Genomic DNA, 16,824 nt, shown 5'->3' with positions numbered 1-16,824 from the left:
ATGCAAAACAATTATTACTTTCTAAGGCAATTGACCGGCAAATTAGGGCAGTTATTGAAAGGCACCCAATTGACCGTATGCTTTAGCCAGCAAAAAGACGAGCTCATCATGGGTTTCAGCAAACCGGAATTCGGTATATACCTGAAAGCTACACTAAGTGCCGATTTTTGTTGCCTGTCTTTTCATGATCAATTCCATCGTACCAAAAGAAACAGTATTAACATATTCCCTTCGGCTCTCAATAAAGGATTCAGAAGCATCGACCAGTCTTTAAACGAACGGTCTTTCATCATACACCTGGAAGATGAAGTAAGCCTGCTTTTCAAGATGCATGGTAACAGGTCCAACATTTTGTTATTTCACAGTGACAAACTGATATCGCTGTTTAAAAATAATCTGACAAAAGATAAAGAAATAGATCTGAGACATCTGGACCGTGAGCTAAATCAGGAATGGCAACATTTTGAAGAAACCGGCGGAAATTTTTCCCGCTTATTCCCCACCTTTGGCAAGGTGGTAAAAACCTATCTGGATCAGCAGAAGTATGCACAAAAAAGCTTAAAAGAGCAATGGCAAATGATCCGGTCATTGCTCGAACAGCTCAATTCCCCCAATTACTATATGATAAATTACCAGGGAAAAATAGTCTTCTCCCTGGTAAAAATCGGTCGGGTTTTGCAAAGTTATCATGATCCGGTGGAGGCCGTTACGCAGTTTTATTACACCTACATAAAAGAAAACCAGTTCAATAAGGAAAAATCCGGCGTTCTTAAAACACTACAAAGTGCAAAGCGTAAGACCGAAAATTATATTCAAAAAACGCAATCGAAACTCGACAGTATCAGGGCAGGAAGAAAAAATGAAGAAATAGCCAACATCATTATGGCCAACCTGCACCAGATTTCTCCCAACACCTCTCAGGTAACTTTGTATGATTTTTATCATGACAAAGAAATTGACATAAAGTTAAAAAAGGGACTTTCACCCCAAAAAAATGCCGAAAACTATTACCGTAAAGCAAAAAACCGGAAGCTTGAAATTGACGCCCTCAATACCAACCTGAAGACAAGAAAACAAGACTTACACCAACTGGAAAACCAGATTGCCGCTATCGAAAATACCGGAGATATTAAAACACTGAGGAAAATAGCCGGTAAAGGCAGTACCGCCACAGAAGGTCCGGGCCAGCAAAAATCCCTCCCATATAAAAAATTCGACTTCATGAATTATGAAATACTGGTTGGGAAAAGTGCCGGAAGCAATGACATACTTACACAAAAAGTAGCCAAAAAAGAAGATTTATGGCTTCATGCAAAGGATGTAAGCGGATCGCATGTGGTCGTGAAAAATCGGCCCGGAAAAGAATTCCCAAAGGAGCTAATTGAGAAAGCCGCAGAATTGGCCGCCTTTTATTCCAAGAGAAAAAATGATAGTTTATGCCCTGTAATTTATACATTAAAAAAGTATGTCAGAAAGCCTAAGTCGCTTTCTCCGGGTCAGGTTAAAGTGGAAAAAGAGAAAGTAATATTGGTTGAGCCCAAAAATTTTAGTGGAGAACCCAGCTAAGAAAAAGTGATAAAATCAACTTTTTTCAGAATTTGGCTTCAATTTCTTAACTTTATCCCTGATACATGACATTGACGGATTCCCGGGCAATCAAAAAAAACAAGCGATGTTTTACTTATGTAAGACAAATTAAGTAATTTGCTGATTGAATGAGTATTAGATTGTTGCTGGGACAAATCTAAAAAAGACGAATCATATTATTTTAAAACCAAATACTGTGATTCCACCGGTTACTTTTCAAGTTTAAATAGTATTAAAGTTTAAAGCGTTGCTTTTTTATGAAGGACAGGGAGATTCTTGATAAGATCGCCAAGGGAGATGAAAGTGCCTTGAAATATCTTTATAAAAAGTATTATCGCATGATGACAAAACTTGTCATCTCGAATAATGGTTCGGAAGAAGAAGCCAAGGATATATATCAGGATGCCCTGATTGTTTTCTGGCAAAAAGTAATTGGGGGACAACTAATACTTACCTCCCGGATCAGTACCTATTTATACAGTGTTTGTTTGAATCTTTGGAGAAAGGAATTGGATAGAAAAAACAGGTTATCTCACGAAGAGAAAGATGAGGCGCAGTATATGGATAACGACAAGGAGGAGCGCGAAAAAATTATCCATGAATGCATCAATGAATTGGGAGATACCTGCAAAAAGATTTTGACATATTATTATTTTGAGAAGATGTCGATGCAGGACATAGCCGAAAAGCTTGACTTTGCCAACACCGACACTGCTAAAACAAAAAAATATAAATGCAAAAAACGATTAGACCAATTAGTGAAGCAAAAATATTCAGCAAGTGATTTTTTAGATTAGCATGAATACGAATAAAAACTATTTCGACTTAATTGACGCTTATTTAAATGGTGAAATGACCGATCAGGAAGCCATTGAATTCGAAAATCAACTACAGAAGGACCCTCTCCTGGAAAATGAATTTCAGTGGCAGCACGACATAGTAAATTCAATAAGGGATTTCAGGCAAGCGGAGTTGAAGGCTACGCTAAATGCGGTCGATGTTGGGGTTGGGGGAACTTTTACGGCTTTAAAGATCGCTGCTGGAATCGGGGTCATGGCTTTACTGGGATTTGGTGTTTACTATTTTTCAGGTATCGATGGTGATCAAGGAGCCAGTCCCGCCCATCAAAACGCAGTAGTGGTTGAAAATGAAAAAACAGATGAGGTCATTCCGGAAACGGAAGCTGATGTGCTGATTGAAAAGGTCAACGAGCCAATTGCCAAAGTGACAGATGAGGAAAAATCTGCTTCATCAATAGAGCAGCAGGCCGAAAAAGATGTTAAGATCACCGACCGTGCAGTTCATGAGGTTATATCACCGGGGATAAAAAAACCCCGGCAACCGGAAATCAAATTGCCGGAAGTAGTAGAAGATTTTGATAAAGGCGAGGGACAAATTTCCGAGAACATAAAAGTCCCTGAAAATAAGCTGAATAAAGTTACTGAAACTTATCTGCCCAAAACAGAGGTTGTGGAAATGAGTCACCGCAAATATGCTTTCCATTACCAGTTTTACAATAACAAGTTGTATCTATATGGTGAGTTTAATAACAAATACGAAATTTTGGAGCTGAACACGCCAGCAGGTATCTCTATCTATATGTTCTACGGAGATAATTTCTATGAACTACAGCAAAATCAGGAAAAAATCACCCCTCTTAAGGCTATTCGGGATAGCGCACTAATGAGGGATTTAAAAACGATCCGTGAGAATTAAACATTCACAATATATTCTACCCCGGGCCATCTGTTAGATGGCCTTTTTTATTGGGATCGAACAGCCGCTATTTTCGATTTTATTGAACTTTAGGTATACCAGCATATCCAGGTTTTAAATTTATTGTTAAATTTGAAAAATTACTTTTAACATGTCCAAATCAGTAAAACCTCGAAGAAAAAAAAGACTGGGTAGCTACCCTTTTGTGAGTGTCATATTCAGTATTTCGCTTACATTATTTGTAATTGGCCTATTCGGTTGGCTTTTAATTCACACCAATAAACTAACCGAATACTTCAAGGAAAATATTGAGGTGCAGGTGTATCTGGACAGGCATATTACTGAAAACGAGAGAATTATCATCAATAAAACATTGTCCTCCAAAGAGTACGTATTAAAATCCGGTCAATCGCCACAAATAAGTTTTATTACCAAAGATGAGGCGGCAAAAAAACTGATCGGTGAAACCGGAGAAGACTTTCTCGCTATTCTGGATGATAACCCCCTAAGAGATGCCTATGTTTTGAAAGTTTCACCTGAATTTCAGGGAGAGGAAAAAATGGTATCGTTAAAGAAAGATATTGAGGCGATTCCGGGAGTTTTCGAAGTGAGCTATGTAAAAAGCGTTATTAATTCTGTCAACGAAAATGTTGCCAAAATCAGCTTTTTTCTGATTATCTTCGCGGCGCTTTTGTTGATAATCTCAGCCATACTCATTAACAATACCATTAAACTGGCACTTTTTTCCCAAAGGTTTCTCATAAGAAGTATGCAGTTGGTCGGGGCGAAGAGCAGCTTTATAAGAAAACCATTTCTTTTGAGGGCAATATTACATGGTATGCTTTCAGGCGTTTTAGCAAGCGTACTATTGTTTTTGTTTATTAATTATGCGAATAACAAGGTTGAAGCGTTAAAAATATTACAAATTCAAGAAAGGATTGTTATATTGTATGCTATTTTAATCCTGTTTGGGGCAGTGGTGGGTTATTTCAGTACGCTTCTGGCTATCAATAAATATTTAAAACTATCTCTAGACGAACTATATTGAAATGGATAATAAAAATAAATTGGCTTTCGATAAAAAGAATTACACATTGATGCTGGTGGGTATAGCAGTGCTAATCGCCGGCTTTACTTTAATGACCATGGATAAAGAGCAATATGGATTTGGTGTGGTGGGGCTGACGATTGGTCCGATCGTGGTCATGGCTGGATTTATCATCCAATTTTTTGCCATTTTCGCAAAATCAAAACAAAATAAATGAATATAATTCAGGCGATCATTCTTGGTATAGTCCAGGGGTTAACAGAATTTTTGCCTATCAGTAGTAGTGGTCATATCGAGTTGGGAAAAGCTCTTTTAGGAATTGAAGCCAGAAAAGATCTAACCTTTACAGTGGTGGTCCATGGGGGAACGGTGCTAAGTACAATTGTAGTTTTCCGTAAGGATATTGCCGAGATTTACCAGGATATAAGGGAGGGAGTGTGGAACGAATCAACGCAATACTTAGCAAAAATCTTTATTTCAATGATACCGGTCGTTATCGTAGGGCTTCTGTTCCAGCAGGAAATTGAAGCTTTCTTTTTTGGAAATATATTCCTGGTAGGAAACATGTTGCTGGTCACCGGAGGGATGTTGGTCTTTACGTATTTTTCGAGGGATCACACCAGGGATATTACTTTCAAAAACGCATTCATCGTTGGATTGGCACAGGCCTTTGCCTTACTGCCAGGGATATCACGCTCGGGTTCGACCATTGCCACGGCCCTGTTACTAAGGGTAAAAAAAGAGGTTGCCACCAAGTTTTCATTCTTAATGGTATTGATTCCCATTATTGCCGCAAATTTAAAGGATCTGATATTTGGTGATTTTGGCAATGAAAAAATAGGTTTTTGGCCTTTGACCGCCGGCTTTCTGGCTGCTTTTATCGCCGGTTTGCTGGCCTGCAGTTGGATGGTCAATATTGTAAAAAAGGGTAAATTGATTTACTTTGCCATTTATTGTTTTATAATCGGTATGACGGCCATCTACGTAAGTTTGCAATGATCAAAACAAGTTTTGATTTTAACGAGGGGGAAGTATTATTGATAAACAAGCCTTATGAATGGACTTCCTTTGACGTGGTGAAAAAGCTGAAGTGTGCCCTCAAAATACAAAAAATTGGTCATGCCGGCACTTTGGACCCACTGGCTACCGGGTTGTTAATCCTTTGCACCGGAAAACTAACCAAGAAAATCGATAGTTATCAGCAACAGGAAAAAGAGTATGAAGGCATACTTGTGCTGGGTAAAACCACGCCTTCGATAGATCTTGAAACATCCTTTGACAGTGAAACAGATATTTCCCACATAACCAGCCAGGAAGTGGTCGATACTGCCGAAAAGTTCAAAGGAAGCATCAGCCAGATTCCTCCTCAGTATTCTGCTGTCAAGGTTGCAGGGGAAAGGGTTTATAAAAAGGCCAGAAAAGGTATTCAGGTGCCGATAAAACCAAGGGATGTGTTCATAAAAGCATTTGTTATCACCAAAATCGAGCTGCCCGAAGTGCACTTTAAAATCGTTTGTTCCAAAGGCACCTATATCCGAAGTCTGGTGCGGGATTTTGGTGCAACCCTAAAGACCGGGGCTTACCTGAAAGCGCTAACCAGAACAAGAATCGGTGATTTTAGCTTAAATCAGGCATTTCAACTGACCGATCTCATTGGCAGATTAAAACATGAATAAGGTGTTTCCGAAATAGATAAACCCTGTATGCCAAAAGTTAATAAATGTATTGAATCAAAGATCAAAAAAAATTTTTATCATTGCGGAAGTTGTTTCATCAGCCTAAAAACATGTCATTTTGATGAATATCTATAGTGGAGTTGATGATTTTCCGGAGTTAAAGTATCCGGTAGTCACCAGTGGCACCTTCGATGGCGTACACATCGGGCATCAAAAAATCCTTTCCCGGATTAAAGAAATTGCCGGGCATTCGAACGGGGAAACAGTTCTGATTACCTTCTGGCCCCATCCGAGAATAATTTTATCTCCGCAAAACGATCAACTGAAGTTGTTATCTTCCTTTGAGGAAAAAGCTGAGCTGCTGGAAAGGTTTGGTGTCGATCACCTTGTCAAAATACCTTTTACACCCGAATTCTCGAAATTGTCATCTGCTGAATTTGTAGAGAAATACCTGGTTGACAGGATAAAAACCAAAAAGCTGGTAATCGGGTATAACCACAGATTCGGTCGCAACCGGGAAGGAAGCTTCGATTATCTGGCCAGGAATGCCAAACATTACGGTTTTGAGGTGGAAGAAATCCCTAAGCAGGATCTGGACGATGTGGCAATAAGTTCCACCATTATCAGAAAAGCACTGGCAGAAGGTGATATTAGCCATGCCAATTTATATTTAGGCAGACCCTATGACCTCGAAGGAATGGTGGTTAAAGGCAATCAACTAGGCCGAAAAATCGGCTTCCCAACCGCCAATCTGCAGGTTTACGAAAGTGCCAAACTTATACCGGCCGATGGGGCCTATGCCGTGTATGCTAATTACCAGGGTAAGCAAAGCCAGGGAATGATGAACATCGGCTATCGTCCTACGGTGAATGGAAGAGAACGAACCATTGAAATCAATATTTTTGACTTCGACCAGGAGATATACAGCCACACCCTGAAAATTCAGCTCATCGATCAAATCCGAAGGGAAAGGAAATTCGACGATTTAAACGAGCTCAAAAAACAACTGACCGACGACAAAAAAAAGGCCCTTCAAATCCTGAATGCCTGAATTCCGTAGTTACTTCTTTTTTTCAAACGACAATTTTTCTTTCTTTTGTCTAGTTATTTATAATTTCGTACCATGAAAAATTCAGAAATAAAATTTACAATTCAGCTAGACGATGAGAGGGTACCTGAAAAAATAACCTGGGATGCCACAGAAAAAAGCAGCAATGAACTTTCAGAAACCAAAGCAATCAATATTTCCCTCTGGGATCATAGAAACAAAAATACTTTAAGAATCGATCTGTGGACAAAGGAAATGCCGGTTTTTGAAATGAAAAGGTTTTACATTGATTCTTTGGGTGGGTTGGCTCAAAACATTTTGCAGGCTACGGGAGATGAATTTATGGCTACGGAAATGAATAACCTATGCGAAAAACTGGTAGAATACCTCGAAAGAAACCCGGACTAACAGTCAATATACCTTAATTTCTTCTTTGTTTACTTGCGAAAATCAGATTAGTTTTTTTACAATTATTTAACTTATGAGGGGAATAAAATAATATTTTTTTTCAAAAAAAAGATATTATTTTATAAATCTAAAAAAATCAACCAGAGAACATCACTTCGATTGACTCAAAATGTTGTATGCATGCCTACTATTTTTAAATTAATATTCGTATGTTTAGCCTTGTCTATAGTGATGATGTCGCTATTTACCAAAACATTAAACGTGCAGAAAGATGAAGAAAACTTTTACTCTGCCGGCCCTATACTTTACAGGCCTGGTATTTATTTTTAGTATTCAAAGCTTAGCACAGACGACCAGCATTTCAGGAAAAATCTATGACTCCCAAAGTAATGACCCGCTGGTAGGTGTCAATGTGCTAGTAAAAGGAACAGTTTTAGGAACCATCTCAGCCTCAGATGGTAGTTTTAGTCTCAATGTAAATCAGCCACCGCCAATTACCCTGCAGGTATCCATTGTCGGTTATGTTTTGCAGGAGATAGAGATCACGGACAATAACGTGGAAGGATTGGAAATCACCATGGAAGAACAATTGATTCTGGGCCAGGAAATTGTCGTTTCGGCCTCACGTGTGGAAGAGAGCATATTAGAGTCCCCTGTGTCAGTTGAACGACTGGATATCAGGGCGATACGGGAGTCTGCTTCGCCCAGTTTCTATGATCAGATCAAAAGCTTGAAAGGAATTGACGTAAGTACACAGAGTATGACGTTTACTTCTATCAATCCCCGTGGTTTTGGTGCCAATGGAAATACCCGTACGGTTCAATTGATAGATGGTATTGACAATCAGGCACCTGGGTTGAATTTTCCCGTTGGTAACATTGTGGGTATCAGCGACCTGGATTTGGAGAGTGTCGAAATCCTGCCAGGTGCTGCCTCAGCTTTGTATGGGCCCAATGCTATACAAGGTATCATCTTGATGAATAGTAAAAGCCCGTTTGATTACCAGGGACTGAGTGCCAGTATAAAAACAGGTATCAATCATGTAGATGAGGAGGATGACGACCTGTCGCTCTATCAGGATTATTCCTTCCGGTATGCCAAAGCCTTTAACAACAAATTTGCCTTCAAAGTCACCGGTAGCTACCTGCGGGCCAGTGATTGGAGGGGTGTCGACTACAGGGACCAGTCTGATATCGTAGAAAGAAGCGAGGAAAATATCGATCCGGATAACCGTCCTTCACGAACCTATGACGGTGTTAATGTGTATGGTGATCCCTTGCTGAATGTCGGAATACTCGGACAGGGCTCTCCGGCTGCAGCGTTGTTGCCTACCAATGCTACAGGAAACTTTACGCCCACAGGTTATACCGAATCCGAATTTGTCGATAATACTACGGAAAGTATCAAAGCGGGGGCAGCCCTCCATTATCGTATCAATGATAAAATAGAAGCTTTAGGGCAATTTAATTACGGAAGAGGCAGCACAGTTTACACGGCCAATGACCGGTTTGTTCTGGATGACTTTGTTATCTGGACAGCGAAGCTCGAGTTAAGGGGAAGTAACTTTTTCCTGAGAGGTTACACAACCCAGGAAAACTCAGGAGATACCTTTGCTGCCAACACACTGGCATCATTGATCAACTCCCAGACAACCATTCCACAATATGTCGGCGCCTTTGCCAATGCAAGGCTGGCAGGGGCAAGTGTCGATGCCGCCCACGTTGCCGCCAGAAATGCAAGTGATGCCCTGAGAGCCGATAATCTGGCTAATGGAACCTTTCAGCGCCTCTATGATTCACTGAGGGTAGTCCCGATTTCAGAGGGTGGCGCCAGATTTCTGGATCGAACCGATTTATTCCACTATGAAGGCATGTATAATTTCTCTAAAGAAATCGATTTTGCCGAAATCATCGTTGGCGCGAACTACCGGAGATACGCCCTCGAGTCAGAGGGTACTTTATTTGCCTTACAGGATAATGGTGAAGAGTTCGATATTGACGAATGGGGGGCTTATGCGCAAATCACCAAAAGGTTACTGGATGAACGGCTGGACTTAACAGCTTCTATGCGGTATGACAAAAATGAATACTTTGACGGACAGTTTTCCCCAAGGATTTCGGGTGTATATAGTGCCGGTGAAAACCGCAATCACAACATAAGGGGTTCATTCCAGCGGGGCTTCCGGATACCGACCACCCAGGACCAGTTTATAGATCTGGATGTGGTAACCAGAAGGTTGGTTGGCAGCAACAGAGCCCTTGTAGATAGGTTTGAGTTTGAAACCAACCCCGTTTACCTTACCTCCAGCGTGGCCAGAGCGCAGCAAACCGGTGATGTCAACGACCTGGAGCTGGTGGTTTTCGACGATTTTGAAACCGAAAAGGTGAATACTTTTGAAGTCGGTTACAAGGGGTTGATCCAAAATAAATTGCTGATTGACGCTTATTATTATTACAGTACGTACAAGGATTTTATTACGGAAATCGACTTTACACAAGCGCCAGGAGGGTCTACTCAAGAAGATATAGTGAATAGTACAGTAGCTTTACAGAGATACGGATTCGACGTAAACTTCGATGATGACGTTCAATCCCAGGGCTGGGCCATTGGCGCGGAGTATTCCTTACCAAAAGGGTATGTGTTGGGAGGAAACGTGGCCTTTAACGAACTGATTGACCAGGAAGAGCTAATCGCGCAGGGATTGAATACCTTTTTCAGTACCCCTGAATACCGATACAATATCAAGTTTGCCAATAGAAAGGTAACCGATAACATTGGATTCAATGTAGTATTCAGATGGCAGGATGCTTTCCTCTGGGAGTCATCGTTCGGAGAGGGCGTCGTTCCGGCGTTCAGTACCGTGGATGCGCAGGTAAGTTACCGGTTACCCAGCATTAAATCAGTACTCAAAGTAGGGGGATCGAACATCTTCAACGAAAGGTATGTCACCTCTTTTGGTAATCCAAGAATAGGTGGCTTATACTACGTCTCGCTTACTTTCGACGAATTTTTCAACTAATAACATAGCTGAATTAAAATGAAAAATATATATCATTCATTGCTAATGGTTTTGGCGTTTGCTTTTGTTGCCTGTGATACCGAAGATGACCTGATACAACAAAGGAACGATGACAACCCCATTATTCCCGAGCCGCCCCTGAGCGGAACCCCGGGTAACGCAGATTTTAGTAAATATATCGCTATCGGCAACTCGATTACCGCCGGTTATATGGACGGTGCCCTGTATAACGATGGTCAGGCGCACGCCTTTCCCAACCTCCTGGCCACTCAATTCCGGATTACCGGCTTGGATGGGGGTGAATTCAATCAACCGGATATTAATTCAGTGTTAGGGTTTAATACCATACTCACAAATCCCGATCCGGAAACGGGGGCTATACTGGGCAGGTTTGAGCTTGATTTAAGCATTCCCGGCCCTGTGCCTGCCATCGCTTCCGTTGCAGATGCCAATGCGCTTTTTACGCCTTATTCAGGCCCACCTGTCAATAACTTCGGTGCCCCGGGGATACAGTTAGGCCAATTACTGACACCTGCCACAGGAGGGCCTGATTCAGATGCAAACCCTGCTTACAACCCCTATTACTTTCGTTTTGCCTCCGAGCCAAGCACCGATGGGATGAATGGATCAACGATCATCGCTGACGCCATTGCCGCTCAACCCACATTTTTCACCTTGTGGATAGGCAATAACGATTTATTAGGGTATGCGCTATCAGGTGCAACAAATGAGACCATTTTTACCTCGGCGGCCAATTTTGATCTTCAGTATAATACCGCCATGGATTCGTTGTTAACCAACACTGAGGCCAAAGGAGTGATTGTGAACATCCCTCCTATTCTCGCTTTACCGGTTTTCAGGGCAGTACCCTATAACCCGGTACCACTGGATGAAACTACTGCTGCCACCTTAAATGCAGCCTTCACCGGCTTTAACGATGCTTTGAACGGATTAGTCAGCATTTCCCAAATAACTGCCAATGAAGCAAACAGAAGAAGGGTTACTTATGCTGCCGGCAATAATCCGCTTTTGATATTTGATGAGGATCTGGAAGATTTGGGAGACAAATTCGATATGCTGTTAATGGCAGGGGCCATTAACGCCGGTGAGCGGGCAGCCCTGCAGCCATTTGTTCAGGCCAGACCAGCCACCTCTGATGATTTGGTGATTTTAACAGCTTCAACCGAAATCGGAAGAGATTTGAATCCATCCATGCCTGATACCTTCCTGAATGGCATCAGCGTACCATTTGGTGACGAGTATATATTAACATTAGAAGAGCAAAGCGCCATAAATGATAGATTCCTAAGCTTCAATACTACCATTGCTAATGCGGCAATTGCCAATAGTGACCGTGTGGCACTTTACAATACCAATACGCCCGATGGTTTGTTTCTCGATATTTTCGGGGCAAGTGATGGTATTATCGGTGCGGAAATAGATGGTTTCAACTACCAACCCGATTTTACTCCTAACGGCGTGTTTTCAACCGATGCGGTACATCCTAATCCCAAAGGGCATGCCATTATTGCCAATGAAATTATCGCGGTTATCAACGCGTCATTCGGTGCCAACGTCCCGAAGATTGATATTGTTCCTTTCAGAACGGTGCTGGCTGCGCAATAACAAGATTGAACCAATTAAGCCAAGTTAAGCCATTCCGGACGGAATGGTTTTTTTTTGCTATCAACCGGTTAAGATCAAACCGATCTCATAAATCTGGCGGGCACACCGGCAACCACAGCGTTATCAGGGACATCCTTAGTCACTACCGCCCCACAACCTATTGTGGCATTTTTTCCGATAGTTACCCCACAAAGTATGGTAACACCGGAACCAATAGAGCTCCCTTCTTTTACAAGGGTTGGCTCACAAACCCAATCTGCTTCAGTCTGCATACTACCGTCAGGATTGGTAGATCGGGGATATTTATCGTTGGTAAAGGTAACATTATGTCCTACAAAAACCCGGTCTTCAATGGTAACACCTTCGCAAATAAAAGTATGAGAAGATATTTTGCAATCTTTACCGATCCTGGCCCCTTTCTGGACTTCCACAAAAGTGCCCACTTTGGTACGGTCACCTATTTCGCAGCCGTACAAATTGACAAAAGCATAAATCTTTACATCTTCCCCAAGCTTAACGTCATCGGCCATCAAACAATACTGCATGTTCCCGGAATTTAAAGTTTTACTTCTTTTCCACCATTTCTGAGGGAAATGTCCGAAGCCTCCAATATTTTCACTACCTCCAGGCCTTCCGGACCTCCATTAATCGGTGTAGCATTATTTGTAAGACAATCAACCAAATGCGCAGTTTCCAGTTTAAGGGCTTCGGTCATTTCAACTACCGGAACCAGTATATCTCCCGAATGATACTTTACCTGTAACTTGTAAAACTCACTTTTTTCCTTCACCTCCTCCACACGTTTATTGTAAATTTTAATTTTTTCATCCGCCTCGAGATCATCCCATACCAACATCTTTTTATCTCCTGCCACCAGGGTCTTTCTTACTTTTACCGGAGAAAGCCAGTTGGCATGGAAATGGCCGATAAAGTTGTTTTCGCATTTCACAGTAAGATACGCAACGTCTTCAAAACCTTTACCAATATGATCTGATCCTACTGCATTAACAGAAATGGGCCTTATGTCTTTGTTGAGATAGTTCATAATCGACAGGTCGTGCGGTGCCAGATCCCATATTACATTGGCATCATATTGAAATAACCCGAGGTTTACCCTGACTGAGTCATAATAGTAAAGATTACCCAGCGCCCCATTTTCCACCAGTTCCTTCATTTTTCTCACAGCACCCGTAAACAAAAAAGTATGATCAACCATGATCAGCAGACCCCTCTTTTCCGCCAGCTCTATCAGTTCCTCTGCCTCTGACACTTTGGCTGTGAATGGTTTTTCCACAAAAACGTGTTTTCCATTGAGCAGGGCCTGTTTAGCAAGCTTATAATGGGTTGAAGTCGACGTAATAATCGCCACCAACTCAATATCCGGGTCATTTAAAATACTTTCAACTTCAGCTTCTGCTTTAATGTCAGGATGATTGGTCTTTAACAGCTTAAGTCGATCAGGAGCCATGTCTGACACCTTGACAACCCTCAGATCAGAATTTGCAACAAAATTTCTGACAATATTTGGCCCCCAGTAACCGTAGCCAATTACACCGGTATTTATCATTTAAAATATTTGGTTTAAGCAAAAAAATAATAATTAAATTAGATCAGCAGAAAGATATCAACCACCTCCTTTGCCAAAAATCACAACAGGTATGGTATTTAATAGTATTTCAAAGTCAAGCTTGATCGATCTATGTTCTATATAATATAAATCCAAAACAATTTGATCATTGAAGAGTACCTCATCACGTCCCTTAATCTGCCACAAACCTGTCATCCCCGGCAATACGCTAAATCGCTTTTTCTGCCAGTCCGCCATATGCTTATATTCGTAGGGCAGGTTAGGTCTGGGTCCCACGAGACTCATTTCACCCCTCAATACATTGATGAGTTGGGGAAATTCATCGAAAGACAGTTTTCTCAGTACCTTACCGATCGTGGTTATCCGGGGATCATTTTTGATTTTTGTGGTGGGCTCATTTTTAAGGATCATTTTAATCACCTTGTCCTGATGAATCCGATTGCTTGCGGCTGCTCTCATAGACCGGAATTTAAACATCATGAACTCTTCACCGTTGAGCCCTATAGATCTGGCTTTGTAAAATACAGGTCCGGGAGAAGAAAGTTTAATTAAGACCGCTATAAAAATCCACAACGGGATCAAGGCCACGATAATCATACTGGCCGCCACCACATCAAAAACCCTCTTGAAAACATGATAAAAATACAGCTTTCTGGGAGGGTGGAAACGGAATGAAGAAACCATCCCGATCTGTTCGATCTCTATTTTTTCATTAACGATGCTGTAGAAATCCGATGCAATGTGTATGGTACGGTTGGTAGTTTTGCAATGGTTAATGATATCATGCAGTCGTTCTACACTTTGATAGTTGGCGGTTACCAGTATATCGCATATTCTGAACCTCGATACAATGTGTTTCAAATCATCGAGGGTACCCAAAACAGGAATTTTTCCAACCATGTTATTATCGTCTTCGTAGAGTTCGTCTTCGCCGTCATCCACAAATCCCACCAGATTAAAGTTGCTGTTTTTGATAGAAGAAAGGTACTGAGCCCGCTGCATACTCTCCTTGCCAATCCCGACGATGAGCATATTCCGGTTAATTCTTTTGGTATTTACCATCCAAAAGTATATGGCCGGAGCCAAAGTTACCCTGGTTATTAGAAATATACCAAAAATCGATGTATATACAAGCCCTATCAATACCCTGCTAGCGGTGATCTCTGCTATTTTGAAAATAAAAGACAGGAAAATTACACAAAGCAAACTAAAGAACAACGCTTTGAGGAGACTTGTAACATGAGCGGCCCTGTTTAAGACTACCTGATATTTATACAGATTATTTTCTGCGATAAACCACAATAAAGATAACAAAATGATGCCTGCGCCGACTATAAGCTCATAATCGGACTTAAGATCATCGTAATAAAAATAATAGATCGCCAATGATGCCACCTCCGCAAATAAGACAACGATAATATCATGCAGGAAAAGCAAAGTCTTATGCAGGGGCAAATTCATTTTCTTGGATAAGCGAACCGGGTATCGTAATTCCGAATAAACCGGAAATCTCCATTTAATAGATTTGCTTAGATTAATGTATATTTTCCTCAAAATAATACAATTTTTATTTTAATGGAGAAATACCACCGTATCCATTTCCTCAAAAAATTCCGTTGATTTTTATAGACCCCTGCGCACGTTTTCAGGTCAAAGTGATGGTATAAATTCACCTTAGATTTCTAAAATTATAAATTTTAATTATAAAATACAATTTTCAAATGGAAAGGATTTAAGAACAGAGATGAAATCTTTGTTTGAAGCGGTTTTTTGCAAAAAAAATTTTTAAACTTCATCGATATGCTGGCAGTAAGGGGTTTACAGAGCAGGAGTGGCAGTAGTCATAGTATGACTTTGAGTCATGCTATGACTGAGAAATTTAAGTCTTGTTATGACTGATAAATATTCGTGGTACTAACTGATTTTAATGATAATCTTGCCGAATTGTTTACCGTCCTTCAGATCGTTAAATCCTGAAATAATATCATCAAAAGGCCTTATCGAGTCAATAACCGGTTTAATTTTGTATTTTTCGATAAAGGCAATCATGGCCTCAAACTCTTCGTCGCTGCCCATTGTAGACCCTTGTAACCTTCCCTGGCTCCAAAACAGACGATACAGGTCGAGTGATTTTGGCAGGCCATTGGTGGCACCGTAAAATACAATGGACCCGGCCGGATTGATCATACGGATAAAGTCGTTAATCTGATCACCTCCGGCGCTATCAATCACAACGTCAAACCCTCCGGTTTGCTTCAGGGCTGTTTTAGGCCAATCAACTGTTTTATAATTAAAACCTCCCTTGGCACCCAGTTCGATAGCTTTTTCCAGTTTTTGGTTGTTGCTTGAAGTGATATAGGTATTAGCACCGGCGGCCACAGAAAAGAGGAAAGCAAATTGCGCCACCCCCCCTCCTACGCCGGATATTAAGACGTTATCTCCCGATTTCACATGCCCCTGGGTAAACACGGCCCTGTAGGCGGTTACGCCTGCAAGCGGCAAAGCCGCCGCCGCTTCCATGTCAAGGTTGGCGGGTTTTGAATGTAAACGATCCACATTCACTACAATGTACTCAGCAAAGGTGCCGTTATCGGGCATCCCTAATAACCGGTAATCCGGAGACTGGGCTGCCGGATTATAGCCCCAGTTGATGTTCGGGTTGATAATCACTTCCTTTCCGACCCACGAGGTGTCTTCAGCATGCCCGACACTTTCTACTACGCCACTGCCATCCGAACCCATGATACAGTTGTATACAAGGTTCGGATATTTTCCTTCCCGGCACCATTGATCCCGCCGGTTAAGGGCGGCGGCTTTAATCTTTATTAAGGCTTGCCCTGGTTTTGGTTCCGGTCGATCAACTTCGGTTAATTGCAACTGTTCGTCAGCATGATCTACAAGAAGTAATGCTTTCATCGTTTGGGGTTTATATCATCGAAAACCCAAATATAACTTTCAAAAAACAAACATTGGATCAACGGAAAGAATATTTTTTCTGTTCCATTTGCTTTCATGCCCTAAAAGCCACCCCATTCCCTCCCTTTGTGTCTTTGTGCCTCCGTGGTAAAAAAGGGTTAACCACGGAGGCACAAAGGTCTTTAAAATGAT

The 16,824-nt window shown here is 41.4% G+C and carries 15 protein-coding genes; 11 read left to right on the top strand and 4 right to left on the bottom strand.

Features of this window, described 5'->3' with window-relative positions:
* The 11 genes from AC04NP_RS01975 (at position 1) to AC04NP_RS01925 (ending at position 12,128) form a co-directional block, all read left to right on the top strand.
* The gene (locus tag AC04NP_RS01975) at positions 1-1,566 is read left to right on the top strand and encodes an NFACT RNA binding domain-containing protein (protein WP_482857617.1); all 1,566 of its coding nucleotides are present in this window, start codon (positions 1-3) and stop codon (positions 1,564-1,566) included.
* Positions 1,567-1,844: 278 nt separating this feature from the next.
* Positions 1,845-2,384, top strand: coding sequence for an RNA polymerase sigma factor (locus AC04NP_RS01970; RefSeq protein WP_482857616.1), 540 nt, complete (start codon positions 1,845-1,847; stop codon positions 2,382-2,384).
* Between the two features lies 1 nt (position 2,385).
* Entirely contained in the window at positions 2,386-3,303 is a 918-nt protein-coding gene (locus tag AC04NP_RS01965; protein ID WP_482857615.1) for a hypothetical protein, read from the top strand.
* Positions 3,304-3,454: 151 nt separating this feature from the next.
* Positions 3,455-4,351 (top strand): cell division protein FtsX, encoded by an 897-nt coding sequence (locus AC04NP_RS01960; RefSeq protein WP_482857614.1) that lies wholly within the window; start codon positions 3,455-3,457, stop codon positions 4,349-4,351.
* A 1-nt stretch (position 4,352) separates the two neighbouring features.
* Entirely contained in the window at positions 4,353-4,568 is a 216-nt protein-coding gene (locus tag AC04NP_RS01955; RefSeq protein ID WP_482857613.1) for a DUF3098 domain-containing protein, read from the top strand.
* Positions 4,565-5,350 (top strand): undecaprenyl-diphosphate phosphatase, encoded by a 786-nt coding sequence (locus tag AC04NP_RS01950; RefSeq protein ID WP_482857612.1) that lies wholly within the window; start codon positions 4,565-4,567, stop codon positions 5,348-5,350. The genes AC04NP_RS01955 and AC04NP_RS01950 overlap by 4 nt, the downstream gene beginning before the upstream one ends.
* Complete coding sequence (truB, locus tag AC04NP_RS01945) at positions 5,347-6,027, top strand: tRNA pseudouridine(55) synthase TruB (protein ID WP_482857611.1); 681 nt, start codon at positions 5,347-5,349, stop codon at positions 6,025-6,027. The genes AC04NP_RS01950 and truB overlap by 4 nt, the downstream gene beginning before the upstream one ends.
* Before the next feature lie 121 nt (positions 6,028-6,148).
* Positions 6,149-7,078 (top strand): bifunctional riboflavin kinase/FAD synthetase, encoded by a 930-nt coding sequence (locus AC04NP_RS01940; RefSeq protein WP_482857610.1) that lies wholly within the window; start codon positions 6,149-6,151, stop codon positions 7,076-7,078.
* Positions 7,079-7,150: 72 nt separating this feature from the next.
* A complete protein-coding gene (gene gldC, locus AC04NP_RS01935) occupies positions 7,151-7,483 on the top strand; it encodes a gliding motility protein GldC (RefSeq protein WP_482857609.1) in 333 nt (110 codons plus the stop codon).
* Between the two features lie 271 nt (positions 7,484-7,754).
* Positions 7,755-10,502: a TonB-dependent receptor gene (locus AC04NP_RS01930; protein WP_482857608.1), complete on the top strand. Its 2,748-nt coding sequence runs from the start codon at positions 7,755-7,757 to the stop codon at positions 10,500-10,502.
* Between the two features lie 18 nt (positions 10,503-10,520).
* Positions 10,521-12,128, top strand: coding sequence for a hypothetical protein (locus AC04NP_RS01925; protein WP_482857607.1), 1,608 nt, complete (start codon positions 10,521-10,523; stop codon positions 12,126-12,128).
* Between the two features lie 74 nt (positions 12,129-12,202).
* On the opposite strand, the gene AC04NP_RS01920 is transcribed toward AC04NP_RS01925, so the two are convergent.
* From AC04NP_RS01920 to AC04NP_RS01905, 4 genes are all read right to left on the bottom strand, one after another.
* Positions 12,203-12,673 (bottom strand): acyltransferase, encoded by a 471-nt coding sequence (locus AC04NP_RS01920; protein WP_482857606.1) that lies wholly within the window; start codon positions 12,671-12,673, stop codon positions 12,203-12,205.
* Between the two features lie 11 nt (positions 12,674-12,684).
* A complete protein-coding gene (locus tag AC04NP_RS01915; RefSeq protein WP_482857605.1) occupies positions 12,685-13,695 on the bottom strand; it encodes a Gfo/Idh/MocA family protein in 1,011 nt (336 codons plus the stop codon).
* Between the two features lie 57 nt (positions 13,696-13,752).
* Positions 13,753-15,270 (bottom strand): sugar transferase, encoded by a 1,518-nt coding sequence (locus AC04NP_RS01910; protein WP_482857604.1) that lies wholly within the window; start codon positions 15,268-15,270, stop codon positions 13,753-13,755.
* 360 nt (positions 15,271-15,630) lie between these two features.
* A complete protein-coding gene (locus tag AC04NP_RS01905) occupies positions 15,631-16,632 on the bottom strand; it encodes a zinc-binding dehydrogenase (RefSeq protein WP_482857603.1) in 1,002 nt (333 codons plus the stop codon).
* Between the last annotated feature and the right edge of the window lie 192 nt (positions 16,633-16,824).

The sequence above is a fragment of the Agaribacillus sp. DX54 genome (genome assembly GCF_056858335.1).
This window is presented reverse-complemented; position numbering and strand designations above follow the sequence as displayed.

Coding starts and splice junctions, on each gene's coding strand:
- AC04NP_RS01975 (WP_482857617.1), top strand. CDS start 1: ATGCAAAACAATTATTACTTTCTAAGGCAATTGACCGGCAAATTAGGG.
- AC04NP_RS01970 (WP_482857616.1), top strand. CDS start 1,845: ATGAAGGACAGGGAGATTCTTGATAAGATCGCCAAGGGAGATGAAAGT.
- AC04NP_RS01965 (WP_482857615.1), top strand. CDS start 2,386: ATGAATACGAATAAAAACTATTTCGACTTAATTGACGCTTATTTAAAT.
- AC04NP_RS01960 (WP_482857614.1), top strand. CDS start 3,455: ATGTCCAAATCAGTAAAACCTCGAAGAAAAAAAAGACTGGGTAGCTAC.
- AC04NP_RS01955 (WP_482857613.1), top strand. CDS start 4,353: ATGGATAATAAAAATAAATTGGCTTTCGATAAAAAGAATTACACATTG.
- AC04NP_RS01950 (WP_482857612.1), top strand. CDS start 4,565: ATGAATATAATTCAGGCGATCATTCTTGGTATAGTCCAGGGGTTAACA.
- truB (WP_482857611.1), top strand. CDS start 5,347: ATGATCAAAACAAGTTTTGATTTTAACGAGGGGGAAGTATTATTGATA.
- AC04NP_RS01940 (WP_482857610.1), top strand. CDS start 6,149: ATGAATATCTATAGTGGAGTTGATGATTTTCCGGAGTTAAAGTATCCG.
- gldC (WP_482857609.1), top strand. CDS start 7,151: ATGAAAAATTCAGAAATAAAATTTACAATTCAGCTAGACGATGAGAGG.
- AC04NP_RS01930 (WP_482857608.1), top strand. CDS start 7,755: ATGAAGAAAACTTTTACTCTGCCGGCCCTATACTTTACAGGCCTGGTA.
- AC04NP_RS01925 (WP_482857607.1), top strand. CDS start 10,521: ATGAAAAATATATATCATTCATTGCTAATGGTTTTGGCGTTTGCTTTT.
- AC04NP_RS01920 (WP_482857606.1), bottom strand. CDS start 12,673: ATGCAGTATTGTTTGATGGCCGATGACGTTAAGCTTGGGGAAGATGTA.
- AC04NP_RS01915 (WP_482857605.1), bottom strand. CDS start 13,695: ATGATAAATACCGGTGTAATTGGCTACGGTTACTGGGGGCCAAATATT.
- AC04NP_RS01905 (WP_482857603.1), bottom strand. CDS start 16,632: ATGAAAGCATTACTTCTTGTAGATCATGCTGACGAACAGTTGCAATTA.